Origin of the sequence: Streptosporangium sp. NPDC087985 (assembly GCF_044741965.1) — a bacterium.
Lineage (GTDB): Bacteria > Actinomycetota > Actinomycetes > Streptosporangiales > Streptosporangiaceae > Streptosporangium.
Genome location: NZ_JBIUTQ010000005.1, coordinates 68,049 through 92,876 on the forward strand (window position 1 = coordinate 68,049; position 24,828 = coordinate 92,876).

Annotated in this window: 31 protein-coding genes and 1 tRNA gene; 12 read left to right on the plus strand and 20 right to left on the minus strand. The window is 66.7% G+C overall.

Features of this window, described 5'->3' with window-relative positions; all coding sequences use genetic code 11:
• Positions 1-46: 46 nt before the first annotated feature.
• The 3 genes from ACIN94_RS13340 to ACIN94_RS13350 are packed head-to-tail and all read left to right on the plus strand — an operon-like array spanning position 47 to position 2,366.
• Positions 47-694, plus strand: a complete 648-nt coding sequence (locus ACIN94_RS13340) for a hypothetical protein (RefSeq protein WP_400704281.1) — start codon at positions 47-49, stop codon at positions 692-694.
• Positions 691-1,350 (plus strand): hypothetical protein, encoded by a 660-nt coding sequence (locus tag ACIN94_RS13345; protein ID WP_400704284.1) that lies wholly within the window; start codon positions 691-693, stop codon positions 1,348-1,350. Before ACIN94_RS13340 ends, ACIN94_RS13345 begins: the two co-directional genes overlap by 4 nt.
• A complete protein-coding gene (locus tag ACIN94_RS13350; protein WP_400704287.1) occupies positions 1,347-2,366 on the plus strand; it encodes a hypothetical protein in 1,020 nt (339 codons plus the stop codon). Before ACIN94_RS13345 ends, ACIN94_RS13350 begins: the two co-directional genes overlap by 4 nt.
• Here the strand turns inward: ACIN94_RS13350 and ACIN94_RS13355 are convergent.
• The gene (locus tag ACIN94_RS13355) at positions 2,356-3,642 is read right to left on the minus strand and encodes a hypothetical protein (RefSeq protein WP_400704290.1); all 1,287 of its coding nucleotides are present in this window, start codon (positions 3,640-3,642) and stop codon (positions 2,356-2,358) included. The genes ACIN94_RS13350 and ACIN94_RS13355 overlap by 11 nt on opposite strands.
• A gap of 183 nt (positions 3,643-3,825) precedes the next feature.
• Positions 3,826-4,377, minus strand: coding sequence for a TetR/AcrR family transcriptional regulator (locus ACIN94_RS13360; RefSeq protein WP_184755315.1), 552 nt, complete (start codon positions 4,375-4,377; stop codon positions 3,826-3,828).
• A gap of 60 nt (positions 4,378-4,437) precedes the next feature.
• Here ACIN94_RS13360 and ACIN94_RS13365 point away from each other — a divergent pair, with 60 nt between their 5' ends.
• On the plus strand, positions 4,438-5,442 hold the full coding sequence (locus ACIN94_RS13365) for a DsbA family protein (protein WP_400704295.1): 1,005 nt from the start codon (positions 4,438-4,440) through the stop codon (positions 5,440-5,442).
• A 71-nt stretch (positions 5,443-5,513) separates the two neighbouring features.
• Here ACIN94_RS13365 and ACIN94_RS13370 read toward each other — a convergent pair whose 3' ends face one another.
• The 9 genes from ACIN94_RS13370 to ACIN94_RS13410 form a co-directional block, all read right to left on the minus strand.
• Positions 5,514-5,813 (minus strand): DUF1416 domain-containing protein, encoded by a 300-nt coding sequence (locus ACIN94_RS13370; protein WP_400704298.1) that lies wholly within the window; start codon positions 5,811-5,813, stop codon positions 5,514-5,516.
• Positions 5,813-6,652, minus strand: a complete 840-nt coding sequence (locus ACIN94_RS13375) for a sulfurtransferase (RefSeq protein ID WP_400704301.1) — start codon at positions 6,650-6,652, stop codon at positions 5,813-5,815. The genes ACIN94_RS13370 and ACIN94_RS13375 overlap by 1 nt, the downstream gene beginning before the upstream one ends.
• Positions 6,653-6,666: 14 nt before the next feature.
• Positions 6,667-7,065, minus strand: a complete 399-nt coding sequence (locus ACIN94_RS13380; RefSeq protein WP_400705073.1) for a DUF4395 domain-containing protein — start codon at positions 7,063-7,065, stop codon at positions 6,667-6,669.
• 63 nt (positions 7,066-7,128) lie between these two features.
• Positions 7,129-7,212 carry a putative leader peptide gene (locus ACIN94_RS13385; protein WP_400705076.1) on the minus strand — a complete coding sequence of 28 codons (84 nt, stop codon included), beginning with the start codon at positions 7,210-7,212 and terminating at the stop codon, positions 7,129-7,131.
• 91 nt (positions 7,213-7,303) lie between these two features.
• Positions 7,304-7,720, minus strand: a complete 417-nt coding sequence (locus ACIN94_RS13390) for a thioredoxin family protein (RefSeq protein ID WP_400704304.1) — start codon at positions 7,718-7,720, stop codon at positions 7,304-7,306.
• A 151-nt stretch (positions 7,721-7,871) separates the two neighbouring features.
• Positions 7,872-8,669: an anti-sigma factor family protein gene (locus ACIN94_RS13395; protein WP_400704307.1), complete on the minus strand. Its 798-nt coding sequence runs from the start codon at positions 8,667-8,669 to the stop codon at positions 7,872-7,874.
• A complete protein-coding gene (locus ACIN94_RS13400) occupies positions 8,666-9,178 on the minus strand; it encodes a sigma-70 family RNA polymerase sigma factor (protein WP_400704310.1) in 513 nt (170 codons plus the stop codon). The genes ACIN94_RS13395 and ACIN94_RS13400 overlap by 4 nt, the downstream gene beginning before the upstream one ends.
• 84 nt (positions 9,179-9,262) lie before the next feature.
• Positions 9,263-9,943 carry a DUF2993 domain-containing protein gene (locus ACIN94_RS13405; RefSeq protein ID WP_400704313.1) on the minus strand — a complete coding sequence of 227 codons (681 nt, stop codon included), beginning with the start codon at positions 9,941-9,943 and terminating at the stop codon, positions 9,263-9,265.
• Positions 9,944-10,105: 162 nt separating this feature from the next.
• Positions 10,106-10,357 carry a MoaD/ThiS family protein gene (locus ACIN94_RS13410; RefSeq protein WP_400704316.1) on the minus strand — a complete coding sequence of 84 codons (252 nt, stop codon included), beginning with the start codon at positions 10,355-10,357 and terminating at the stop codon, positions 10,106-10,108.
• A gap of 205 nt (positions 10,358-10,562) precedes the next feature.
• On the opposite strand from ACIN94_RS13410, the gene ACIN94_RS13415 reads away from it, so the two are divergent.
• A complete protein-coding gene (locus ACIN94_RS13415) occupies positions 10,563-11,276 on the plus strand; it encodes a response regulator transcription factor (protein ID WP_400704318.1) in 714 nt (237 codons plus the stop codon).
• Positions 11,277-11,350: 74 nt separating this feature from the next.
• Here the strand turns inward: ACIN94_RS13415 and ACIN94_RS13420 are convergent, their stop codons facing one another.
• Positions 11,351-13,156 (minus strand): bifunctional metallophosphatase/5'-nucleotidase, encoded by a 1,806-nt coding sequence (locus tag ACIN94_RS13420; RefSeq protein ID WP_400704321.1) that lies wholly within the window; start codon positions 13,154-13,156, stop codon positions 11,351-11,353.
• Between the two features lie 130 nt (positions 13,157-13,286).
• On the opposite strand from ACIN94_RS13420, the gene mshD reads away from it, so the two are divergent.
• Positions 13,287-14,264, plus strand: coding sequence for a mycothiol synthase (gene mshD, locus ACIN94_RS13425; RefSeq protein ID WP_400704324.1), 978 nt, complete (start codon positions 13,287-13,289; stop codon positions 14,262-14,264).
• 140 nt (positions 14,265-14,404) lie between these two features.
• Here mshD and ACIN94_RS13430 read toward each other — a convergent pair whose 3' ends face one another.
• From ACIN94_RS13430 to dcd, 3 genes are all read right to left on the minus strand, one after another.
• Complete coding sequence (locus tag ACIN94_RS13430) at positions 14,405-15,409, minus strand: anion permease (protein WP_400704327.1); 1,005 nt, start codon at positions 15,407-15,409, stop codon at positions 14,405-14,407.
• Complete coding sequence (locus ACIN94_RS13435; protein ID WP_012887642.1) at positions 15,410-16,027, minus strand: DUF47 domain-containing protein; 618 nt, start codon at positions 16,025-16,027, stop codon at positions 15,410-15,412. It lies immediately after the preceding gene.
• 398 nt (positions 16,028-16,425) lie between these two features.
• Entirely contained in the window at positions 16,426-17,001 is a 576-nt protein-coding gene (gene dcd, locus ACIN94_RS13440) for a dCTP deaminase (protein ID WP_400704331.1), read from the minus strand.
• Positions 17,002-17,109: 108 nt separating this feature from the next.
• On the opposite strand from dcd, the gene ACIN94_RS13445 reads away from it, so the two are divergent.
• Positions 17,110-17,183 (plus strand) — tRNA-Gly (locus tag ACIN94_RS13445).
• Positions 17,184-17,272: 89 nt separating this feature from the next.
• On the opposite strand, the gene ACIN94_RS13450 is transcribed toward ACIN94_RS13445, so the two are convergent.
• Positions 17,273-17,587, minus strand: coding sequence for a hypothetical protein (locus ACIN94_RS13450; protein ID WP_400704334.1), 315 nt, complete (start codon positions 17,585-17,587; stop codon positions 17,273-17,275).
• Between the two features lie 283 nt (positions 17,588-17,870).
• On the opposite strand from ACIN94_RS13450, the gene ACIN94_RS13455 reads away from it, so the two are divergent.
• Positions 17,871-18,176 carry a hypothetical protein gene (locus tag ACIN94_RS13455; protein ID WP_400704337.1) on the plus strand — a complete coding sequence of 102 codons (306 nt, stop codon included), beginning with the start codon at positions 17,871-17,873 and terminating at the stop codon, positions 18,174-18,176.
• Positions 18,177-18,276: 100 nt separating this feature from the next.
• On the opposite strand, the gene ACIN94_RS13460 is transcribed toward ACIN94_RS13455, so the two are convergent.
• Positions 18,277-19,008, minus strand: a complete 732-nt coding sequence (locus tag ACIN94_RS13460; protein WP_400704340.1) for a GntR family transcriptional regulator — start codon at positions 19,006-19,008, stop codon at positions 18,277-18,279.
• Positions 19,009-19,268: 260 nt separating this feature from the next.
• Positions 19,269-19,559, minus strand: coding sequence for a hypothetical protein (locus tag ACIN94_RS13465; RefSeq protein ID WP_400704343.1), 291 nt, complete (start codon positions 19,557-19,559; stop codon positions 19,269-19,271).
• Between the two features lie 347 nt (positions 19,560-19,906).
• On the opposite strand from ACIN94_RS13465, the gene ACIN94_RS13470 reads away from it, so the two are divergent.
• Both ACIN94_RS13470 and ACIN94_RS13475 read left to right on the plus strand, forming a co-directional pair.
• Positions 19,907-21,199 (plus strand): hypothetical protein, encoded by a 1,293-nt coding sequence (locus ACIN94_RS13470; RefSeq protein WP_400704346.1) that lies wholly within the window; start codon positions 19,907-19,909, stop codon positions 21,197-21,199.
• A gap of 60 nt (positions 21,200-21,259) precedes the next feature.
• Positions 21,260-22,252 carry a restriction endonuclease gene (locus ACIN94_RS13475; RefSeq protein WP_400704349.1) on the plus strand — a complete coding sequence of 331 codons (993 nt, stop codon included), beginning with the start codon at positions 21,260-21,262 and terminating at the stop codon, positions 22,250-22,252.
• 84 nt (positions 22,253-22,336) lie between these two features.
• Here the strand turns inward: ACIN94_RS13475 and ACIN94_RS13480 are convergent, their stop codons facing one another.
• Both ACIN94_RS13480 and ACIN94_RS13485 read right to left on the minus strand, forming a co-directional pair.
• A complete protein-coding gene (locus tag ACIN94_RS13480) occupies positions 22,337-22,549 on the minus strand; it encodes a hypothetical protein (protein ID WP_400704352.1) in 213 nt (70 codons plus the stop codon).
• A gap of 224 nt (positions 22,550-22,773) precedes the next feature.
• On the minus strand, positions 22,774-23,439 hold the full coding sequence (locus ACIN94_RS13485) for a DUF6461 domain-containing protein (protein WP_400704355.1): 666 nt from the start codon (positions 23,437-23,439) through the stop codon (positions 22,774-22,776).
• 291 nt (positions 23,440-23,730) lie between these two features.
• Between ACIN94_RS13485 and ACIN94_RS13490 the strand changes: the two genes are divergently transcribed.
• Positions 23,731-23,982, plus strand: a complete 252-nt coding sequence (locus ACIN94_RS13490; RefSeq protein ID WP_400704358.1) for a hypothetical protein — start codon at positions 23,731-23,733, stop codon at positions 23,980-23,982.
• A 109-nt stretch (positions 23,983-24,091) separates the two neighbouring features.
• Positions 24,092-24,496, plus strand: coding sequence for a hypothetical protein (locus ACIN94_RS13495; protein WP_400704361.1), 405 nt, complete (start codon positions 24,092-24,094; stop codon positions 24,494-24,496).
• Positions 24,497-24,828 lie beyond the last annotated feature (332 nt).

Here is a 24,828-nt window from a genome sequence, read left to right on the forward strand (position 1 = left end):
TGAATGAGTCGGATGGTACGGAGGCCAGCTATTACCATCTTTTGTCATGACCTCTCCCCCCGGTGGCGGAACCCGGCGCCGGCGCCCGGTCGCGGTGCCGATCGCCGCCCTGGCCATGGCCGCCGGCCTGGGAATCACCGCGGCCCTCGGTGGCTTCGACGAAGCCCCCGAGGAACCTCCCGAGCAGCTCGGCCCGGGGTCGAGCCTGGATCAGGGCGAGTTCATGACCACGTTCGTGGAGTCCCGCACGGCCGTGCAGCCCGGCCTGTTCGGCGGACCGGGCAAGCGTTTCCTTGAGGTCGTGCTGGAGGTGACGAACCAGGGAGCTGAGACCACCGTGGTGGGAAGCCCGAGCCAGGGGGGGACACCCGGCTTCTCCTTCGCGAAATCCCTGCTGAAGATGGTTCCGGAGATCAAGAGCCCGTACGGCCCGACCGTGTCCGTCCCCGCCGGGGACGCGTCCAGCAGTCAGCTGCATCCGGGGATGGCGTCCACCGTCGTGCTCAGATACGAACTGCCGCAGGGACAGCGCCCGCCAAGGAGGGTCCAGCTCGACGTCGGCACCTTCGAGATGTCGGAGGGGTTCATTCTCGCCCCGGAGTGGAACCTGGTGGCGGACGGCGACGACGAGGACGCTCCGCCCAAGGTCGCCGCACAGGTCACTCTCCCCGTCCGGCAGGGGGGGACCGTTTGACGAGCACCGCGACCTCGGCCGGGACCGAGACGGCCGGCCGCCGCCCCGCCACCGGGCCGCCGGGCCGGTTACGCCGGGCGGGCGTCCTGCTCTCCGGCGTGGCGCTGGCCGTCGCGGCGGTGGGCCTGCAGACTCTTGGCCTGGACCGGCAGGAGAGGACGGCCCATCTGACCTGGACCGGGAGGCTGGGAGACGAGGTCGCCGCCTCCCGGTTCTCCGCCCGGGTGAAGGCCATCCGGGCCGCCAGGACCATCGAGACGACGGATCCGGGCGACAGGGTGCAGAGGGCCACCACCTCCGGGATCTTCCTGATCGCCGATGTGGGGGCGACGGCCAACCGGGAGCCGCAGAAGTTCGGCCCTCCGGTTCTCCTCGCCGGGGACGGCAGGCGCTACACGGCCACCGACAAGGTCGACTCCTCGCTGACCATCACCAATCCCTACATCCAGGTGGGCTGGTGGGCCGAGAGCGTGGCGGTGTTCGAGATTCCGGCCGAGGCCCTGACGGGCTCCCGGATCGTGCTCGCCCCGCGGAACGGATTCGCAGGAGAGGCGTTTCTGCCCGAGGTGGAGATCGACCTCGGCCTCGACGAGGCCGCCGCACAGAGCCTGATCTCGAACGCGAAGGATGTCTACCAGTTGGCGAGCAAGAAGTGACGGACACACCGCGTCCGCCCAACGAGGATCGCAGCGACTGGTTCACCCCCAGTGAGGCTCCCACCGGAGAACGCCCCGCCGGAGAGTCCCCTGCCGCACCCGGCGCCCAGCCTGCCGCCCCGGACGTCTCTTCCGGCGCCCCGGAACGGCGTCTGAAGGCCCCGAGGATCCGTCCCGGGCGTCCCGGACGTCCCGTCTTCACCCCTCGGCCCACCCGCCCCGCCCCCGAGGTCGGCTGGGTACCCGGCCCCCGGCGGATGTTCCCGGACGAGCAGGTCTGGCCGCCCCCGCCGAAGCCGGTGAGCGAGCCTCCGGGAGCCTCGACCCAGCCGTTCCCCGCCATCCCGGCGGCCCCGCTGCCCCGACGCCCTCCCCCCGACATCCTCGGGAGCCCCGCCGGGTCCCCCGCGCCCCGGGAGGAGTCCGCCGGGGCCGCCCCACCGCCGCGGCGCCGTACGGCACTGCGGGTCGGCGCCCTGGTCCTCGCCGTGGCGCTGGGCGTGGGGATCCCCACCTGGGACGGTTACGTGTTCTACCGGAGCGGCGTTCCCGACTACCGGATCCATCCCGTGGCCGCCGGAGGGACCGGGACGCTCATGAACGTGGCCTGGAAGGTCAGGATCGAGCAGGTGGACGCCCTCCCCGGCGGGCGCCCGATAAAGCCCGACCAGCAGTGGCTGAAGATCAAAGTGACCAGGACGTCCCTGAACACCGAGGGAGTGATCCGGCGCGGCGACCCCGAGATCAAGGTGAAGCACCCCGACGGCCGCACCTGGCAGGCCGAGATCGTCAACGTCGGCCTGCCCACGGAGGTCAAGGACCACAGGATCGGCACCGGCTACGACTACGACCTGATCAGCCTGGTGCCCAGGGCGGTCGCCGGCCAGGTTGAGATCAACGTCATACCGAGCACGATCCGGGTGCCGCTGGAGGAGGAGACCGTGGACGAGCTGTTCAAGCGGGCGGGCACCGAGGTGACCGAACCGCAGGACCAGGTGCTGCTGTTCAGGCGGTGAGCGCCGTGCCCGCCTCGCGGCTGCGGGTTGCCGCGATGTCGAACGTGGCCGCCAGCAGGCAGGTGGTCAGCACCGTCACGACCAGGTCCTTGACGAACGTCAGCGGAGGGCTGATGACCAGCCAGAAGTAGGGCGCCTCGCTGCCGACCATCGTCCGCACCCCCCGGTCGGCGTAGTCGGCCCCCACCCGGAGCGCGACGTAGCAGAGGCAGAACATGCCGAAGAGCGTGGCGCCGCCGCGGACCGCGATCCGGAAGGCGTTCGCGGGCGGAACCCAGCGCTCCTGGAGCCCTCCCGTGGCCCGGGTCATGGTGGAGCGGGTGAGCGAGTGGGTCCGCTCCATCCGGTCGGCCACGGTGTCCAGCCGGGTCCCGCGTACGACCGCCCGGGTGTCCTCGGCGAACGCGCCGTAGACCAGCGCGGCGACCGTCAGCCAGGTCAGGGGCTCGATCAACGCGTCCACGACGTACGGCCAGGCCTCGCCGGCCCACCCCCAGAACGCCTTCCATCCCGGAACGGCCTCGTCGATCTCCTCCAGCCAGCCGCCGACCGTGGCCACGACGGCCCGCTGCGACAGCCAGTCGGCTCGCGCGGAGGTGAAGGCGAACATCGCGTTGAGACTGTAGAAGGCGAAGGCCAGTTCGGAGAAGGTGGCGAGGATGCCGCTGCCCCTGACCTTGCCCCTGGCGTGCCACCAGCCGAACAGCGTCTTGAGCAGGTAGGCCACCACGGCGATCGCGATGGACAGCCGCACGTCGAGATCGATGAGCCCGGTGGCCCCCTCACCCCGGATGCCGGCCAGGGATCCCTTGAGGTCCTGATCGACGCGTTTCATCATGTCGAGCGAGGAGAACTCGCGGGCGTCCTCCACATGGAATCTCCAGGCCAGATAGATCGTGGCGAACACCAGCGTGGTCCGGTTGAGCGCGCCGAACAGGCTCTCGTCCGCCTCGTCCCCCGCCCTGCGTACCTGGATCTCCCGGAGCGCACCGCGCACGGAGTGCAGCATGCCGACCATGACCACGAGCTCGTTCAGCACGATCAACGTGAAGATCAGCATCGTGACGGCGAGCCGTACCTGCCGGTGGTCGCCGTGGGAGACCTCGGTGCCGGCCCACATCAGCGCGGCACGGACCGCCCGGCCCGCGGAGAACCAGAGCACCAGCGAGATCGCGCAGGAACCGAAGATCCTGAACATGTGCGGGAGCAGCGTGTACGCGGTGAGCGTGGCCGGCGTCCGGCCAACGGTGGGCGGCGGGGACGGGGTCGGGGGCATAACAGACGTTCCGGACACCCGATGAATCGTAGCGATCCACCCTCACCGGCCACAGCGAAACACCACGGCAATTCGGCCGTCAGGGCGTCCACTTCTCCCCCACCCTCAGCACGGAACGGCCGGGCGGACGGAACAGCCGGACAGACAGCCAGAGGGTCACCGGCGGTCCCCCCACGGCCGGACTCAGCGGATCAGGCTCCAGGTGAACGCCGCGATCTCCCCGGCCGGGCGGGGCGGGTGTTCCTCCAGCCAGCAGGTGACCACACCGACGAGCGCACCCGCCAGGTAGTGGGCGTGGACCTCCGGCGGCACGCCGTCGTGGCCTGGGGGCCGGGAGCCCGCCGCGAACGGGCCGCGCAGCTCCGCGACCAGCGCCTCACGCAGGCGGGCGCAGAAGCGGGCGCTGCCGTACGGCCCGAGCATCCGCCGGTACAGCGGAGCCCGTGCGCCGACGTGCTCGAACAGGGCGACCAGCGACGCCGGGACCGGACCGGCCTCCCGGTAAGGGCAGCGGGCGGCCTCGGCGGCCAGCTCGCCGATGGCGGCCTCCATCGCGTCCAGCACCAGGTCGTCGCGGTCGCGGTAGTGGACGTAGACCGTGGCCCGGTTGACCTCGGCCCGCTGGGCGATCTCGGCGACCGTGATCGAATCGGGGTCGCGCTCGGCGGCGAGCTCCAGGACGGCGGTGCGCAGCCGGGTGCGGGTCCGGCGGACTCGCGGATCGTCTTCGGTCATACGGCCAAGATTAAGCGACATCTGTCGAATAAACGACAGGTGTCGTTTGTTGTAGCGGTCATGAAGCGCATCGAAGTCTGGGCCGACATGGTCTGCGCCTGGGCCTACATCGGCAAGCGACGCCTGGAGAAGGCCGGGTTCGGCGAGGACGTGGAGATCGTCTGGCGCCCCTTCCAGATCGACCCGATGGCTCCGGCCACGGCCGAGCCGCTGTACGAGGCGCTGCGCGGCCCGATCGCCGACGGAGCCCTGCAGACCTGCCACCCCGACCTGACCCCGGCGGAGAACCGGGTCCGCGTCTCCGCCATCGCGGCCGAGGAGGGACTCGGCCCGCCCTGGGGCGCCGTCTGGCGTCCCAACACATTCGACGCCCATCGGGTGATCGCCCTCGCCCACCAGCGGGGCGGTTCTGCCCTGCAGGACGCCGTCGTAGAGCGGATCCTGCGCGCCCACTTCGTCGAGGCCTCCGACATCGGCGACCGGGCCACCCTGGTGGCGCTCGCCGCCGAGGCGGGGCTGGACGGCATGGCCGAGGCGCTCGACGCCGGGGAGGGAGTGGGCGAGGTCCGTTCCCAGCTCCTGCGCGGCAAGGCCATCGGCGTGGCCACCTCGCCGACCTATGTCGCAGGCGGCACGGCCGTCGCGGGCGCGCAGTCGCCGGAGGCCCTGGCGGACCTCCTGCGGCAGGCCGCGCCCGAGCGCGAGCTCCCCGACGAGGTCAGACTGCTGCGTCAGGCCGAGTCTCTGCTGGACGTCCGGGACCCTCTCGGCGCGCTGCGGACGCTGGAGCCGCTGCTGGCCGACCACGGCGACGACCCCGCCGTCCGGCTGCTGGCCGCCCGCGCCTACTTCGGCTCGGCCCAGCTCGGCCGGGCGCGGGAGACCCTGGAGTCACTGCTCGACCGGGCGCCCGGCGACCACTACGTCAGGTTCCTGCTCGGCAGGACCCTGGAGCGGGCCAACCGTCACGCCGAGGCGTTGCCGCACCTCCGGCTGGCGGCGGCCATGTCCGCCGACCCCGGCTACGCCGACGCGCTCCAACGCGTCGAGAGCCGGGTCCCGTAGGGACCTCCCGGAGACGGCCGAGGGCCGGCACCCGCGAAACGGGATGCCGGCCCTCGGCCGTTACTTTCGAGTCAGACAGCCACGGCGAGCTGGGTGACCTCGCCCAGGCGGGCCTGGGTCTGGATGTCCTTGGTGAAGCCGCCGCCCGCGATGATGCGGACGGTCCAGTCACCGGGAGCGGCGAAGAAGCGGAAGATGCCCTCGTCGGACACCACGACCTCGCCGGTGAACTCGCCGGAGTGGTCCAGCAGGCGGGCGTACGCCGTGCCCGTGCCGGACACCACGCCCTGGATGACGGCCTGGGTCGACAGGTCGATCCCGGCCGGAAGAGCAATCGTCTGCTCCGGAGCAGCGCAACCCTGAGTGGTCATTATCGTGCCTCTCCCAGCTCGATCGGCACGCCCACGAGCGAGCCGTACTCGGTCCACGAACCGTCGTAGTTCTTGACACTGGCCTGGTCGAGGAGCTCGTGCAGCACGAACCACGTGTGCGCCGAACGCTCGCCGATGCGGCAGTAGGCGATGGTGTCCTTGGCGAAGTCGACACCCGCGCCCTCGTAGATGGCCTTCAGCTCCTCGTCGGACTTGAAGGTGCCGTCGTCGTTGGCCGCCTTGGACCACGGGATGCTGCGGGCGGTCGGCACGTGGCCGCCGCGCTGCGCCGCCTCCTGCGGGACGTGCGCGGGGGCGAGCAGCTTGCCGGTGAACTCGTCGGGTGAGCGCACGTCGACCAGGTTGAGCTTGCCGATCGCGGCGAGGACGTCGTCGCGGAAGGCGCGCAGGGAAAGGTCCTGCTCCGTGGCCTGGTAGCTCGTCACCGGGCGCGCGGGAACGTCCTTGACCAGCTCGCGGGAGTCGAGCTCCCACTTCTTGCGGCCGCCGTCGAGGAGCTTGACGTTGTGGTGGCCGTAGAGCTTGAAGTACCAGTAGGCGTAGGCGGCGAACCAGTTGTTGTTGCCGCCGTAGAGGACCACGGTGTCGTCGTTGGCGATGCCCCTGGAGGAGAGGAGCGCCTGGAAACCCTCACGGTCCACGAAGTCACGGCGGACCGGGTCCTGGAGGTCCTGCCTCCAGTCGATCTTCACGGCGCCACGGATGTGGCCCTTGTCGTAGGCACTGGTGTCCTCGTCGACCTCGACGAGGACGATGCCATCGGTGTCGAGATTGGCCTCGACCCAGTCAGCATCCACCAGAACGGCGGAGCGGCTCATTGAATCCTCCGGGATTATTTTGCAGCGGGCAGTAAACGGCGAATGACAAGGAACATCTCGCAGCCGAGGCAGAAGCCGAAGGCCGCGTTGAGGAAGGCGGCGAAGAGAGCCGCGGCGGTGGCGCCGAGGGCCAGCGGCGTGATCTGCGTGACATACCCGACCAGGCCCACCAGAGCGAAGACGAGTCCGACCCCCTGCGCGAAGCGCGGCGGGGCGGCGTCCTCCAGTTCCCTGGGAGGGCTCTTCACTATCCCTTTGAAAATCATCCCGTACGGCGAGGCGCCGAAGATGCTCAGTGCGAACACCACTGCCTGTGCGGCCAGCAACCACGCGCTGCCTGTGATCAGGACGAGCGCGAGAATGACGGCCGTTACAGCCGCCGCGAAGCGGAGAGCCCTGGGATCAGCCTGCATCACTTGATGCTCCTGAAGGGTTGTGCAGATCGGTGCGGCTCGGAGGCCGCTTGAGATCGCCCTTTAGGAAATGCGACAGAGTGCGGTGCTCACGCGGCAGAAATCAACCGCGCGCCGCTTCGTCAGCGGCTCTGTCGTAGGCTTCATGCCGATGACATTACCCCGACGTTCCGGGATCTGTCACATCCTCGTCCAGTTACTGAGATAAAGGGGCTCAGCGGACGATAGGGTGCGCAGCTCACTCGTCGGCCGCGAAGCCCAGCGCCCCGATCACATCGACCTTCCGCGGCTGACCGGAGGCACGTTTCACCACCTGTCCCGACGCGTCGAGGATCAGCACGGTCGGGGTGCGCAGGATGTTGAGCGACCGGACCAGATCGAGACGGGACTCCGCGTCGATCTCCACGTGCGCCACCCCCGGCACCATCTCCGCCACCTCGGTGAGGACCCGGCGGGTCGCCCGGCACGGCTGGCAGAAGGCGCTGGAGAACTGGACGAGCGTGGCCCGCTCTCCCAGCCCGGCCTCCAGATCACCGGATGTCAGCCGCTCCACGTCTCCCCCAACCTCACGGGGCACGCCGCTGCGCCGGCGCAGCACCACGCCCACCAGCGTGGCCGCGCCGAGCGTGACGAGCACCACTGCCAATCCGGTCACAGAGCACGACAACACCCGGCCGTACTGTCCCATTCCCCCAAGCGCATCCTGCTCAGGACAATGGCGCTCCGCCCTCGGCCGGATACCGCCCGGAGCGGGAGACCGCCGCTCGGGGCAGCCCCCTGCCCAGGAGAACGGGCAGCCTCCCCGCTCAGGGGAGGTGGACGCTGACCAGCATCCGGCCTCCGGAGGTGGCGATCTCGAACCGGGAGATGCTCGCGGGAGGGATCGTGGTGGTGCCGGCGAAGGCGCCCGAACTGTCGTAGGCGGCCCTGTCGACGATCCAGTTCCCCGCCGTCTCCCGGTTCCCGTCGACACCGACCACGTCCAGCCGGCAGCGGGTGCCCTGGGCGACCCCCGAGAGCACGACCTTGACCCTGGTCGCCTCCGCCCCCGGCGACACGGTCACCGTGGCGTGGACGGTGCCGTTGTCGCCCCGGACCGTCCGCTCACCGGCGTCCCCCAGCATGAGCCGGGCGTCACCTTCCCGCGCCGGCGTGGCAGCCTTCTTCTCTCTTGCCGCGAAGGTGTCGTTGCTCTCGGCTTCGGCACTCTCGCCACTCCCGGCGGCGGCGCTCGCCGCGGTCGGGAATGGCGCGGACACCATGGTGGCGTCCTGCCCCTGGGTCGCCGACCACAGGGTGCCGCCGAGCCCGACCAGAAGAACCGAGGCGGCCAGGGAGAGCAGCGTCCGGGTCATCCGGCGCCGCCTGACCCTGGCACTGAGCAGCCGGTCAAGCACCTCCCGGGGCGGGCTGTCCACCTGCGCCACGTCAGCCTCGGACACCCGCCCGAGGAACGCGGCCACACCGGTCAGCTCGTCGAACTCCGCCTGGCAGCCGGCGCACCCGGCGAGATGGGCCTCGACGAGCACGCACTCCTCGGGCTCCAGGGCCCCGAGCGCGTAAACGCCCAGCGATATCCGTACGTCGTCACATGTCATCATCATGGCGCGAGCCCCCGCTCCTCCAGCGCCAGCTTGAGCGCCCGGAGCGCGTAATACGTGCGCGACTTCACCGTTCCCGCCGGGATGCCGAGCGCCTCGGACGCTTCCTTGACCGACTTTCCCTGGTAGTAGACCTCGGCGAGCACCTCGCGGTGCTCGGGCCGCAGCGTGGCCAGTGCCTCGGCGATCGCCCAGGAATCCACTGCCCGCTCAAGCTCGTCGTCGGCGGGCAGCACGGCGAGCGCCTCCGCGCCGGTCTCCAGGGGACGCGCCTTGCGCGCCCGATGCTGGTCCACGACGAGGTTGCGGGCCACCCTGAACAGCCACGCCCGGATGGGGCGCCCGCCGAGAGCGTCGGGATGGCGCCAGGCCCGCAACAGCGTCTCCTGCACGATGTCCTCCGCCCTCCCCGAGTCACCCGTCAGCCGCAGAACGTAGCCGTAGAGTGGGCCGCCGTGTTCGTCGAAGAGCGCTCTGACAAGCTGCTCGTCAGCGGTTCCGGCTTGGCTCACCCCCTCACGACGTATCGCGGGGCGGATCGGTTCAGTCACGGGACCGGCTCGGCCACGAGAGCGGTTCGGACATGAGAGCGGCTTTCACCCCTGAAGGGGCACGTTGGAGGCCTCGCCGGAGACCTGGAGGCCCTCCCGTACGGCTTTCACCTCGGTGACCTTGAGATTGAACGGCAGATTCTTGATCGGGATCTGGTAGGAGAGGAACCGCTCCGGCTGGGGCACCGCGATACCTCCGCCCAGCGTGATCTGTTCGGGGACGAACCGCACGCCGCCCTTGACCAGATCGACCCTCATCCTGGCCTTCACCGGCACCTTCTGGCCGAGCACCGTGATCTCTCCCCTGACGTTCAGCCCGTCGGCGCCGGCCTCGATTTTGATCCCCCGCGGAGCCCTCTGGTTGAGCGTCTCCGGGGACACCACCACGGTGCCCACCACGCGCTCGGCGCGCACGTCCACCTTGTCAGGGTGAAACATCAGGTCCCCCAGCGGCGCGGTGACCCCGTGGAGAACGAAGTCCACGCTGGACAGCCGGAGCCCGGCGACGTTCGTCGCGCCGGAGACGACCTTGACCTCGTCGTAGCGCCCGGCGATCGCCTGGGTCAGGAACGGGATGCCGCTGATGGTCACCTCGGGCGAGGTCGCGAGGTCGTATCTGGCGGTCGCCCTCGTAGCGATCTCCCGCTGCACTCCGCTGACCGCGACCCGGTCCAGAATCGCGAGGAGAACGAGCAGGAAGATCAGAAAAACGGCCAGCTTACGCATCCGGCCCCCCGTTCGTTCTCTGGACTGGGCCAGCGTGCCATCGCAGCACATTCCCCAGTAATTTTATCCAAAACACTCTGTCAATGATCGTCCACTCCGGAGGACGATCTCCCGCCCTCCGCCTCGCGCCTGTTCCGGGCACGCGTTACGGCCACGCGATGATCAGCCTCCCGCGAAGGGGGGAAGCACTTCGACCGTCGCTCCGTCGGCGAGAACGACGGCATCATGGGCCCGTCTGCCCACCGGTTCCCCATCCACCAGGAAGGAGGACCGCAGGACGACGCGGGCCAGCTCGTCACGGCCCCCGGTGATTCTCGTCACCAGCTCGGCCAGAGTGGCCGCCTCGAACGGCTCCTCCGCGACACCCGCCGCATCCTTCGCGGCCGCCCAGTAGCGGATCACGCCCCTTGCCATCTGTGGACCAACCCCTCCGCGCACACACGGTTACCGCACCATTACTATGAATTCATAGGGGAAAGCGAGCGTTCACCAGGTGGACGCCCAGTGGGCGCCTTTTCCCCCTGGGCTATCCTCACTTACTACGGGACCTGGGCGACGTAGCCCCCGGGTCCTTACGTGTTTGTACGGCTGTCGCCGGCATGACGCGGGAAGGAGCATAGTGAGCAATCTCCTGCTGCTCACCAACGCCCTTGAGCCCTCAGCCGAGGTGCTCCCGGCGTTGGGACTGCTGCTGCACTCGGTCCGGGTCGTCCCCGCTGAGGCGTCCGCGCTGATCGACACCCCACCGGCCGATGCCATTCTGGTGGATGCCCGGCGTGAGCTCGTCCACGCCAAGAGCCTGTGCAGGCTGCTGCGGACCACCGGCGTCTCCTGCCCCCTCTTCGTGATCGTCACCGAGGGCGGCCTGGCGGCGATGACCGCCGAGTGGGGCGCCGACGACGTGATCCTCGACAGCTCCGGCCCCGCCGAGGTCGAGGCGCGGCTCCGGCTGGCCGTGGGCCGGTTGAACCTGTCGGCCGCCGAGGAGGTCCCGGACGAGATACGCAGCGGCGACCTGTCGATCGACGAGGCCACCTACACCGTCCGGCTCCGCGGTCGCGTGCTGGACCTGACCTTCAAGGAGTTCGAGCTCCTGAAGTATCTGGCGCAGCACCCCGGCCGGGTCTTCACCCGCGCCCAGCTCCTGCAGGAGGTCTGGGGCTACGACTACTTCGGCGGCACCCGGACCGTGGACGTCCACGTCCGGCGGCTGCGCGCCAAGCTCGGCGCCGAGTACGAATCGCTGATCGGCACCGTGCGCAACGTCGGCTACCGGTTCGTCCCCGAGCGCGGCAACGAGGCGGCCGAGGAGCGCGAGCCCGCCCGGCGCTAGCCGTACCCGCTCATGGGGGAAACCCCACCGGACGGGTCCGGTAGGGCTTCCGCTACGGCCGGGAAGGGGTGGAGCTACGGGGTGACGGTGATGCGGTTGGTGGCCGGGGGCGCGATCAACGGGTTCGCGGCGAAGTAGGCGACGAAGGCGTCGATGTCGAGCGGGCCGCTCCACAGGTCCTTGCCCTCGGTGAACGCCAGGAAGGCGTCACCGCCGCCGACGAGGAAGTTGTTGGCGGCGACCCGGATGCTCTGGGTGTCCGTCACGGCGACCCCGTCGATCTTCAGGTTGGAGACCTTCGAACCCCACGCCGCACCGTTGCTGTAGGTGTAGGTCAGGTTCGACGACGGCTGAAGGATCTTGGTGAAAGGCTGGTTGTTGGGCCCGCCGGTGAACTGCTGCTCCAGAACGGTCTTGAGCTGTGCTCCGGTGAGCGTGACGACCTGCATGAGGTTGTTGAACGGCTGCACCGTGAAGGCCTCGCCGTAGGTCACCACACCGTCGCCCTCATTGGCGGGCGAGCTCGCATAGGTGAGGGGTGCGCGCACGCCGCCCGGGTTCATCAGGGCGACCTGGGCGTTGCCGCCGGTCTTGGTGGCGGCGAGCTGACCGTCGGCGATGAGGTTGCCCAGGGGGGACTCACCCGAGGGGGCCGCGGAGTTGGTGATGTCCGCGGTGATCTTGCCGATCGGCTTGTCGGCCACCGTCGAGACGCGGTCCTTCCACGTCTGGACGAACTTGGAGATCTCCGGGTCGGGGGTGACGGTCCGGGTCACGACCTGGTTGTCGGCCACGACCGAGGAGCGCACGACGTCACCGGTCTTGACGTCCACCTGGAAGTCAATCTTGGTGATCACCCGGCCGAAGGAGCCGCCCTGGCTGTACAGACGCTTGCCGCCCTTGGGGTCGGTGACCGTGCACAGGTAGGCCTGGTGGGAGTGGCCGGTGAGGATCATGTCGATCTCGGCGTCCACCTGGGTGGCGATCCGGTTGCCCGCACCCGGCTGGGCGCTGCAGGCGTCGGGCGACTGGTTGGGGGTGACCTGGTCGCCCTCGTGCACCAGCACGACCTGGGCCTTGACGCCGGCCAGCGTGAGCAGCTTGGAGGCGACGTTCGCGGCCTTGACCTCGTCGACGAACTCCAGGTCCTTGATGCCCTCGGAGGTGACGATGTTCGGGGTGCTCTGGGTGACCAGGCCGATGAAACCGATCGGCACGCCGTTCATCCAGCGGATGGTGACCGGGGGCAGCGCGGGGACGCCGTAGTCCTTCAGCAGCTTGCGCACCTGGCCCGTCTTCTCGCCGAGCACGGCGAACGCCTCCTTCTCGGCGGCCGCGGTCGGCTGCTTCAGGAGCACGTTGGCGCCGAGGTAGCTGTAGCTCGCGCCCTTCCACTTACCGGCGGGCGTGCAACCGTCCACCGGGTGGCAGCCCCCGTTCATGATGCGCTTGAGCTCGGCGTAGCCCTCGTCGAACTCGTGGTTGCCCACGGCCGAGGCGGTGACGCCGACCTTGCCAAGGAACTCGACCGACGGCTCGTCGTGGTAGGCCGCGGAGATCAGGGGGCTGGCGCCGATCAGGTCGCCCTGGGCGACCTTGAGCGTGTTCTTGTCCGACAGTTGCTTGAGGTGCGTGGCGATGTAGGCGGCTCCGCCGGCGTCCACCGTGTCACCGTGCTCGTCGACCATGCGGCCGGACGAGCCGGTCGGCGGCTCCAGGTTGCCGTGGAAGTCGTTGAGGGCGAGGATGCGGACCGGCACGGTCTTGGCAACGGGTTTGGCGGGCGGGCCGCCCGCCTCGGCCGGTCCCATCACGAGGACGAGGCTGGCCCCGGCGAGAGCGCCGGCCATGGCCAGGCGAGGGAGAGAACGGGACATCATGAACCATGACATTAGGACTGAAACCTATGCATGGAGTGACTGAAAGGTAACGATTCTCCTGATGGGAGGTGGCGGTTTTTGCCAAGCGCTGGGGATCCGATGGCGTCCGGGGCCGCCTAGAGTCCAAAGCATGAACGTGCGTGTGGAACACCGGGGACGGCTCGACGGACAAGAGGTGGCCGCCGTCCTCACGGTGGTCGAGGCCGCCACCGAGGCCGACGGCGTCAGGCCGCTCAACGAACATGTGATGCTGCACCTGCGCTACGGCGGCGACGAGCGGGCGGGAGCCGTGCTTCTGTACGCCGGGGACGACCTGGCCGGCTACGCCCACGTGGACCCGACCGACCCGGTCGAAGGACCCAGCGGGGAACTGGTCATCCATCCCGCGTTCCGCGGACAGGGCCACGGGCGGCACCTGCTGCAGGCCGTACTGGACCGGACCGGGGGGCACCTGCGCCTGTGGGCACACGGCGGCCACCCGGGTGCCGAGGCCCTCGCCCTGTCGACGGGGTTCACCAAGATCAGGTCTCTGTGGCAGATGCGCCGCTCACTGTTCGCGGCGCTCCCCGGCTTCGAGCTGCCCGACGGTGTACGGCTGCGCACCTTCGAGCCGGGGTCCTCCGACGAGGAGGCCTGGGTGGCGCTCAACGCCAAGGCTTTCGCCCACCACCCCGAGCAGGGGGCGTGGACGCTGGAAGACCTGAGACGGCGCGAGCAGGAGCCGTGGTTCGACCCGGCGGGCTTCTTCCTGGCGGTGCGACCGGCCGGGAGCGGCGGCACGGACAACGGTGGCGGTGGCAGCGGCGACAGCGCGGGCGGCGGTACGACGGGGGGCGACCGCCTGGCGGGCTTCCACTGGACCAAGGTGCACGGCGACGGCGGCCACGGGCATGAGCCGATCGGCGAGGTTTACGTGATCGGCGTGGACCCCGCCGAGCAGGGCGGCGGGCTGGGCAGGTCGCTCACCCTGGCGGGCCTGTCCCACCTGCGGGCACGGGGCCTGGCCCAGGTCATGCTGTACGTGGACGAGAGCAACACCGCGGCGATCCACCTCTACGAGAAGCTGGGCTTCACCCGTTGGGACGTCGACGTCATGTACCGGCGTTGACGTCGCACACGAGAACGGTCGCGGACGGGAACGGGCTCGGAGTGCGACGGACTTGGAGTGGACCGGGCCCGGAGCGAAACGGGCTCGGAGCGGAACGCGCGAACGCCGGCCGGGAGTCTCCGGCCGGCGTTCCGCGGTGATTACTCGACCATCCAGTGGAGCGCGTAGTAGGACAGCGCGGCGACGAACGCGGCGGCCGGGATCGTGAGGATCCAGGCGGTCACGATGTTGCCCGCGACACCCCAGCGCACGGCGGACAGCCGCTTGGTGGCGCCCACGCCCATGATCGCACTGGTGATCGTGTGCGTGGTGGAGATGGGTGCGCCGAAGCCGATGGCAGCGGTGTAGAGCACGGTCGCGGCGGCCGTCTCCGCGGCGAACCCCTGCGGAGGGGTGAGCGCGATGATCCGGCGGCCGAGCGTCCGCATGATCCGCCAGCCACCCGCGTAGGTGCCCAGCGAGATGGCCCCCGCGGCGGAGAGGATGACCCACTGCGGGATCGGGTCACCGTCGTTCTGGTATCCCCCGACCACGAGCGCCAGGAAGATCACTCCCATGGTCTTCTGCGCGTCCTGCAGGCCGTGGCCGAGAGCCATGGCCGCGGCCGAGACCGTCTGCGCATAGCGGAAACCCCGATTGGTCTTCGCCGGCTGGGAACGGCGGAAACCCCACAAAATGGCGATCATTATGATCCCGGCCAGGGTGAAGCCGACCACCGGGGACAGGATCATCGGAATGATGACCTTGTCCAGCACGCCGCTCCAGTGGACGACGCTCGACGAGGCCAGCGCCGAGCCCACCAGACCGCCGATCAGGGCGTGACTGCTTGAGGATGGCAGACCGAAATACCAGGTGACGAGGTTCCAGGCGATCGCGCCGATCAGACCGGAGCCGACGATCACCAGCCCGTGGGTTCCTTTTGGAGCGTCGATGATGCCCTTGCCGACGGTCGCCGCCACCTGCGTACCCAGGTGGGCGCCCAGGAAGTTCATGGCCGCGGCCATGAACAGGGCGGCCCTCGGCGTCAGCGCACGTGTCGAGACCGAGGTCGCGATCGCGTTGGCGGCGTCGTGGAAGCCGTTGGTGTAGTCGAACGCCAACGCCACGACCACCACGCCGATGACGAGTGCGAGCGTAAGGTCCACTTAACTTTCCTTGACCGCGATCGACTCGATCGTGTTGGCCACATGCTCGAAGGCGTCGGCGGCCATCTCCAGCTGATCGATGACCTCCTTCATCTTGAGGACGGTCAACGCGTCGTACTCCCCGCCGAAGAGCTTGGCGAGAAGGCGGCGGTACACCTGGTCGGCCTGGTTCTCCAGCCGGTTGATCTCGATCCAGTACTCGTTCAGGTTCCTCATCGAACGCAGCCGGGGCATGGCCTCGGCGGTCAGTTCGGCGGCGCGCTCCAGGACCTCGACCTGGCGGACGACCTCTTTGGGAAGGTGGTCTATCTGGTACAGGACGATGAGGTCGGCAGCGGCCTCCATGTAGTCCATCACGTCGTCGAGGTTCGACGCGAGGCGGTAGATGTCCTCTCGGTCGAAAGGCGTGATGAAGCTCTCGTTGAGCCGGTTCATGATCGCGTGGGTGCGCTCGTCACCGGCATGCTCACAGGCGCGCATCTTCTCGGCCAGGGCTTCCCTGTCCGATCCGTCGCTGATGATCTCTACCAACAGACGGGACGCTGTGACGAGGTTGTTCGCCGAGTCGGCGAACAAGTCGTAGTAGCTGTCCTCACTAGGCGTGAGACGCAGGCGCACGTCGTTCTCCAGATGTGCGGGGATGGTCCGCAGAGAAGGGTAAGGGTTACCAGCGGAAATACGAACTTCACCCGCTAGACACCTACTCTTCCAGTTGTCGCTATCTGGCATGTACCTGGCGACACTCAGCTTGAGGGAGCCTTGGGGGCATCTTTCCGATGACTGTTTTGCTCGTTTTGGGCCATGTTATGCGGAAACTCAGCACGTATGCGGCCCTCCCCCCCAAGGGCGCCCGGCCCACCGTTCCCCTACACTGCCGCCCCGTGAACATCGATCCCGAAGGAGTCCGGGCTATCGGAAACCCCACGGCGCCCTGAGATGTCGCGAATCTAGTGATTTCCGTCACGGCGGCCCGCGAGTCCCGTGATCCGCCTGTCAGGCGGTCCCCTCCGGACTCCTCAGATACTGGTCCGGTGGAAGTTCAGGTAGGAACGGCTCGGCGTCGGCCCCCGCTGCCCCTGGTACCGCGAGCCGTACTTCTGCGAGCCGTAGGGATGCTCGGCGGGCGAGCTGAGCCGGAACATGCACAGCTGGCCGATCTTCATGCCGGGCCAGAGCTTGATGGGCAGCGTCGCGACATTGGAGAGCTCAAGCGTCACGTGCCCGCTGAACCCGGGGTCGATGAAGCCGGCGGTGGAGTGGGTGAGCAGACCGAGCCTCCCCAGCGAGCTCTTCCCCTCCAGCCGCGAGGCGATGTCGTCCGGGAGGCTGATGACCTCGTAGGTGCTGGCCAGAACGAACTCACCGGGATGCAGGATGAACGGCTCGTCACCATCCGGCTCGACCATCCGCGTGAGATCGGGCTGCTCGACCGCCGGATCGATGTGCGGATACCTGTGGTTCTCGAAAACCCTGAAGTAACGGTCCAGACGGACGTCAACACTGGACGGTTGGATCATCTCCGGCTCGAAGGGGTCAAGCCCGACCCTGCCGGACTCGATCTCGGCGGCGATGTCACGATCGGAAAGCAGCACGTGAGGCAACCTACCAACGCCACGTCCCCGGGCAGGCCGAGAAACTCTGCCCCTGGACTGCGAGAGTTGTGCGAAGTTCCGCTACAGTAGGGGACGCGGTAGACCGCTGCGGGTGTAGTTCAATGGCAGAACATCAGCTTCCCAAGCTGACAGCGCGGGTTCGATTCCCGTCACCCGCTCCACTTCAAAGGCCCAGGTCACGGATGGATTCCCGACCCGGGCCTTGATTGTTCCCGAGACTCTTCGATCTTCGCGTGCCATTAGCGTGCCATTAGTCGGATTCTCCGCTCCGACGTTCCAGGTACCACACGAGGCGCGAGCCCGCCCACGCCTGGAACCAACCCGCCCCCACGAGGAGCAGGGTGAGCACGATCGGATTCGTCATCTCGATCGGCAGCAGGTCCCACGCCTGCCAGATCAACCAGCCGAGGGGGAACGTGAGGTAGATGAGCGCTACCCCGGACAGCAGGATCGGATCCTGTACTGTCAGCAGGACCACGATCGAGTAGATACCCAGGGCCAGCACAAGGCCGGAGTAGGCGAGAGCAAGGCACCCGACGGGACTGAGCTCGCGGGGCTTCGTCATTCTGGCTCCATGCTCTGACCTGGACGAGAGCGCCGAGTGTACTCACGGTCTCAGCCTGTTCGATCCTCTCGATCGTGCGACTGCTCACCACCGGTGCGGGGAGCGCGCATCGCGCGAACCTTGATCGAATAGGCGAGGCATCCTGAGAGTGCGACGGCTCAACTTCGTAGGTCAAGTACCCAGGTGAAGTTGCCGTGGACGGCGTGGCCGGAGTGCAACGACTCGATGTCAGTTGCTATTTCGCCCCTGGCCACCACCAGGCATCGGAGCGAAAATCCAGATCATGAGGTCAGAGGTTGCGAAGCTACGCGTCTGGAGCGGTGTCGCCCTGACGGTCCTGACCCTGGTCTGGCTGCTGGGCACTCCGTACCTGTTCGCCACGGGGGTCATGGCCAGTTGGGACCGCCCCTTCGTCGACCATGAACGAGCCGCACGATTCAAGGCGGCTGCCGGAATCGTGATGGTGGTAGCACCCGTGGCGGCGACTGTCATCGCATTGCAGAGCAGCCGAAAAGTCGCCACGTGGCTGTTCGGCGCCGGAGCGGCCCTCTCCCTGCTGATCGTCTTAGCTTTCATCGGGAGTGACTAGGGCAGCCCAGCTCCACCGCCCAGCGCGCCGACACCACGTCTTACTGTGTTGAGTGCGACGGCGGAGATGATGACTGTCCCGACAGGCAAGGAGCGGCAACTCAGGCGATCGGATAGGCGTCTTCCAGCTCATGCCGGTCGGCCGGGAGCAGCACCTCCACCACGGCCAAGGCCTGACCGGCGGCGTCGCGGACCGCGCCGTAGACGGCCAGCAGCGGCGTGTTCTTCGGCATGCCGAGTTGCTTGGCCTCGTCGGTGGTGGGCATGCGGGCGGTGATCTGTTCCACGATGTGGTCGAACCGTACGCCCTTGCGCGCCTGGAGGTGCTCACGAAGGCCCCGTGGGAGGGGTTCGGCGCTGGTCAGGTCGGTGCCCTCCGACAGCTCCAGGGGCACCCACACTGAGACGATCTCGGTGGGTTCGCCGTCGCGGTTGATGAGTCGCCGGCGCAGGAACGCCTTGGTCTTCGGGGCGAGGTTGAGCAGGGAGGCGATGCGGTTGGGTACGGCCAGCACCGCCGCCTCCAGCACCTCACCGTCAGAAGCGGTCTCCGGAGCGGTCAGGTAGGCCTGCCCGGGACGGGGTCGTTCCGCCGAGGCCATGGCCGGGCGACCGCGCACGAAGCGTCCCTTGCCCTGCTGGGAGTCGATCCAGCCCTGTTCACGCAGCACACGTAAGGCGGCGACGACGGTGGGCCGGGAGACACCGAACTCGTTGATGAGCTGGTTCTCACTGGGCAGCAGCGAGCCCGGAGGGTAGTCCCCCGACTCGATGCGCCGTTGCAGCGCCTGCACGAGCTGTGCGTACTTCGGCGGCACGGACTCTAGTGACATTACGACCGTCCATCACCCGACAGGTTGTTTTACCAAGTTAGAGCGTAACTTGGCTTTCCTCACCTGTCACGCGACCGGCAGACAGGGAGGCCGGAGAAGTACAGAAGCCCGGCAGGCAGAGCCGGGGGAAAGACGTGCGGTGCGGGGGCGGACCACACGTACCGGTCTGGCTGCCTGCCGGGAGATGAAGAGCGCGACGAGGCAGGGGCAACGCTCCCCGGACCCCTCCAGACCGGAGGACCCCACCTCGCCGCGCCCGCCTAGCGACTGACGTAGTCGGCCAGAACTTGGGCCGCGCCGTCCAGGTCGTTGACCGGGTGGCGTTTCTCGGCGGACTGCCAGGAGTAGTAGCCGCCGCCGTAGCCGACGAACACCCACACCGGCAGCCCCACCTGCGGACGGGGGATCATCCGCGCGGTGTCGTTGTCGCGCAGCTCAGCCCGCACGCCGAGCGGCAGGAGCGCGTCCCGCAGGAGGATGAGCAGACGGGCGTCGTTTTGCTGCTGTTGTTCGTACAGACGGGCCGCGGCGGCCTGCATGATCGGATTCATCTGGCGTTCCTTTCGGCCCGGCCGCTTGCGAGGCAGTCGAGACATTCCTGTTCTCCGTGTGTCTCGTGGTCATCGCTGCTCTCGCCGAGGAGAAGGGCACGGCGTGAGCTGCGCAGCTTGGTTCCACGTCCCCGGCACGCAGGGCAAGGGCGTGTCTCGCTGTTCTCGTCTGGCCGGGTCACCGTCGCCATCTCCTCGTTTTGATCCGCGCTCCCTGCGGCGGAAGGCGGGCTGACGTACCGTGGTTGCTTGATGGCAAGTCCACCGGCAAACGGGGCGGGACGGGCCCCCCACACGGCCCCCCTGAATTCCCCCTCTTGAGCCCCCAGCCGAGAGGAAGGCCCCAGATGCCCGACAACATCCCCAACGTCCAGCTCCGGGCGTGGCGTAATGAGCACCGTCTGACGCGCGTCGAATTGGCCAACCGGATCAACGCGACACCGATCGGCATCAAGGAGTCGCTGGCTTGCGATGAGGAGCGCATTCGGCGCTGGGAGGCCGGAGAGGTCAGGTGGCCCCATTCTCCGTACCGGATCGCCATCACCCAGTTGACCGGACTTCAACCCGAAGACCTGGGATTTCGGCCGAACAGACGCGGGGCCGGCCAGCTCATTGAAGCCACCAGCATCATTCCCATGGATGCGTTGCGGGCCGAGGCCGACCTGTACGGCACCATGGAACTCGCCCAGCAGCTCCAGGCATCCGACGTCGGAACCGGCACCCTCGAAGCCCTCGCCGAGGCCGTCGATCTGCTCTGCCGCGCCTACCCCGTCGTTTCGGCCGCCACCTTGCGCGACCGCACACAGAAACGTCTCGCTCAGGTCAACGGTCTACTCGGTGGACGGATCACCCTCGCTCAGCACCGCGAACTCCTCGTCATCACGGGATGGCTGACGGCCTTGCTCGGGTGCGTTCACTACGACCTGGGAGAGCGCGAGGAGGCCGAGACCGCCCGCCGCGCCGCCTACGAGATGGGCCGCCAGGTCGGCCACGGCGAACTCATGGGCTGGGCCTACGAGATGTCCGCGTGGTTCGCCCTGGTCGAGGGCCGCTACGAAGACGTGGTCACCGCCGCCCGCACGGGCCAGGCCGTCGCCGGCCACTCCAGCGCCCAAGTTCAACTCACTCTTCAAGAGGCCCGCGGCTTGGCCCGCATCGGCGACCGTCGCGAAGCGGACAAGGCTCTCACTCGTGGAGCCGATGCCTTGGCAAAACTCCCGCTCCCGGGCAACCCTGATCATCACTTCGTGTTCGACCACGCCAAGTGGGTCTTCTACGCCGCTACGGCTTACACCTGGCTTGAGGACAACGACCGAGCTGAGGAACACGCGCTTGAGACAATTCAAATGCACACTCGCCCGGACGGCACGTCCAACGCCCCCATGCGAATCGCCGATGCCCATATAGATCTCGGCATAGTTCACGCCCGACGTGGTGACCTTGACGCCGCAGTAGGACAAGGTATGGCCGCCTTCGACATCGACCGCCGCTCCCTTACTGACCTCGTTCACCGGGCTGGAGACCTCGACCGCTTCCTGTTGCAGCACTACCGCCGCGAAACTCTCGCAAGAGAGTTCCATGAGCGTTATGTCGCCGCTCGGCAGGCCTTAGCTGTACGCAGACCGGAACTTTTAGACTGACCCGCTCCACATTGACGGATAAACAATTCACCAAAAATAACTGACAAGAAAATGAGCATTATGCAGCATAATATTAGCGGATATGAGTTCGAGCGGCTCGTCGAGTCTATTTTAAAATATACACTAAAAGGATATTCAATTGAGACGCCCACCTCAAGAGAGGATGCAGGAGTTGACTTAATCGCAAGAAAGGGAGATGAAGTCATCGCCTTCGAAGTAAAGGCCACCACTCCCCAAACTAGCACTCGACTAAGAAAAACAGTCGAACAGCTCAAGCATTACGAAGAACGCTTTCGCGAAAAGCATCCAAACAACCCTACCGTCGAGTTGACATTAGTAATACCGACAGCATTAACTTCAGAGCATATCGATTACCTCTCCTCGCAAAACGTCAAGGTTATGGACGGAGAGGAAATTGCAAGACAGGCTTCTCGTCACGGTCTACAAAATGAGACAGTCCGGGTGCTTGGAAATCTTGCACCCGATCCAGAATCCCGGGCAATAACAAGGCGACTCGCAAACATTTACGCATCCAAACACCTTCTAGAAGGACTTAACGACACGCCATGCGGCACCCAGGATTGGGTGAAGTATCAAAAGCTATGCAGGGACATACTGGAGTATCTTTTCTGCCCTCCTCTTGAGAGTCCAATAACAGAGCATGCAACTCAACTAAAAAGCAATCGACGAGATATCATATTGCCGAATTATTGCCTCGACGGCTACTTTGCGTACCTTCGAACCGTATACCAGGCCCACCTAATAGTGTTCGACGCAAAGAACAGCTGCAAGGGCATTACTAAATCCGATGTTTTACAGATCTCGAACTACATGTCCGATAAAGGGCTTGGACTTTTTGGTGCACTAGTCGGTAGAAAGAGAGCTAATAAATCAGCACACGATGTGCGTCGCGAGCACTGGAAGGAACAAGGCAAGCTGATCCTATTTCTTGAGGACGACGATCTGCGCCAGATGATCCAACTCAAGATAAGCAGCCAAGATCCAATCATGTTAATCATGCAGAAGATCGAGGATTTTCGGCTCTCAAACTAAGCAATCTTCATATCCCGCACTCAGAATAAACATTGCCGAATTGTTCTTATAGGTATCAAGCCAGCGGCCACAGCGCCGCGCCGCTCAGCGATCAGGGACGGCCACCCAGTCCTGTGCCCACCAGCCATAACCGCTGTCATCTTTGATCACGCCGACGATCCTGCTGTGGCGAATCTCCACGATGTAGAACCTCTCGTGGGGATCACCGAAACGCAATCCGGCCAGTTTCAGGAAGAGGTCGGGATCGGCCTCGTGTCTATTGTTCCTACTGAACTGATAGTCGAGCCGGTCGAACATCAGCCGGAGGAGACGGCGGTCCGCCCGTACGAGCTGAGTGAGAGCCTCGTGCGCGCATGTCGTCCCCTCTTCCCGCCTTGCCATGTGGTGCAGACGGACCACCGCTTCGTAGGGGTAGCACACAGCCATCACCTCGGTGCAAGGCGAGATGATCACCTCGGTGAACGAGCAAGGCCTGAGCCCAGAGGATAAACGGGCCCACGGACCAAAGGGCTATGACGCATTCATGCGATCGGGGCCGCGACTCCGCCTGCGGAATAGAGCGACGAGGTCGAGTATCGGGGCAGCGGCGCCGCCAACTGGTCTTCCGTCAGCCGAAGCCCTGTCAGCCGGGTGGCCAGAGCCAGCGCGCAGCAGAGCGCCAGTTGCCGTTTGCCGGGTACCGCGGCGTAAATGTCCTCTTCTTCGTCTTCGTCCTCGTCTTCTTCAAGGTCGTCATCGAAAGTTGGGAAGCCGAGATCTGCAATGTGGGCTGCGATGGCGTCGGGCGAGCGCCCGTGCCTGACTGCCGGATCGTCGATGTTGAAGGCGGAGATCACCTCACCGTCTTCCGCGTAGGCGAAATAGATGTCGGTCTCGAACGTCTGTGAGATGCTGGCGGCCATCGTGCCGGTGGACAGGCCCTCGATGACGGGGCGGAGCGCGCCCACGTAACCGCCACGTTCGACCACGGTGACGCCTGCCGGGTGAGCGTAGACGGACGCGATGAAGGGCCCTCCCGGTGTGAGCATGCTTGCCTCATCCACTGGCATAGGCAGGCCCAGCGCTCCTAGCAACGATGTGTGGTCCCGATCGCGCACGAAAATCACCGACAACCCGGAAATCAGCAGCCCGGCGTAGCCTTCATGGTTTATCCATGCGTAAGAATCCGCAGTGGCCTCAGCGGGCATATCGTCCTTTCAAAACTCTGTTCGTCCCTCGTCTGGGAACGGCAAGTCCGATATTGCCTCCGGCAGGGGGCCTCGGCTCCAGGATGATCGCCCACACCTCAGCCGAGGCCGTAGCTGGCTGAGGTGGAAGCCTGATCATCCCGCCCGCCCGCCTGCCTGGCGAGTCGACCATACATACAAGTCGGCGGCTCCGGTTCCTGCGAGGACTACCGCGTTGGGTATTTCTGCTCCCTCCACCAAGACGAGTCCTCATCCCAGCTCTCCGTATGCATCCACTTCAGAGCGTGCCTGATGACCTCCTCAGGGAGCCGCACCAAGGGGCGGCGGCGCTGCGCGCCGTCGCCCGGCCCTGCGCCTGCCGGCGCGCGCCGGGCATGCGGCCTGGGGGCCGGTCCCGGCGCGCGAGCAGGACTCCGGGCCGTCGCCGCACCCGCGCCGCGCCGTACCCAACCAACCCGCCATATCTGGTGGCGCGCCACCGCCAAGGAGCACTTCGGCCACCAACCCAACCGCTACACGGCCCCTGCCGGCCCCTTCGGCTGACGTCTACCGGCCCTGCTCCATGATGATTGTGACCGGAATGCCGTTCCGTGGTTGCTGCCCTCCATCACGGAACTGGTCAGCCATCGTCTCGTTGTGGAAGGGTGATCAGGTGATCCCTGTGGACTCGAAGTCGTGGTTTGACTACCTTTCTCTGCCCCAAAAGGTCGTCACGATCACCGCCTCGGTGGTCGGCCTCACCGGAGGGATGGCCCTACTCCTCCTTGAGCCTCTTACAGCCCCCGCGTTCTTCCTGATTTTTAGCTTCGCCCTCTTTAGCGTGGCCATTCTCCACAGCATCCCGCGCATCCGGGCGTGGTTCGGTAGCGGCTACCAGCTTTACATGGGCTTCTTTCTGGTATTCAAGTCACTATCTGGTGAGCTTGAGACCACCTTCTTCCGAGTAGCCGCACTGATCGTGGGCGTACCTCTGCTGGTGCATCTGGTTGTTCGCGGGGTGACCATGGAATGGCGGCGATGGAAGGACTCGCACCGCACCACCACACAGTCCCACTGATCGCTTGCATCCACATGAGGCCGGTACTGCCCTCACGATCGCCTGAGGGGTGCTGATCGCCGTACGGGGCTGGGGGCGATCGACGGTCCGGGGTTTCGTGCCTCAACCCCGGCCCACCGAGCACCAGGGCAACGAAGGTTGCAGACGCGCCCTGCCCTTCGCGTGCCCGTTGCGTGCCCGTCAGGAGAGTGATCAAGGGAGACTCACGGGGAATCACGGTCACTCACCCCGCTCCCCCGTAGGTCAGCGTCTCCCCAGCTCAGAGGACAGGCGCGATAGAGGCTTCCCAAGCTGACAGCGCGGGTTCGATTCCCGTCACCCGCTCTCATCGT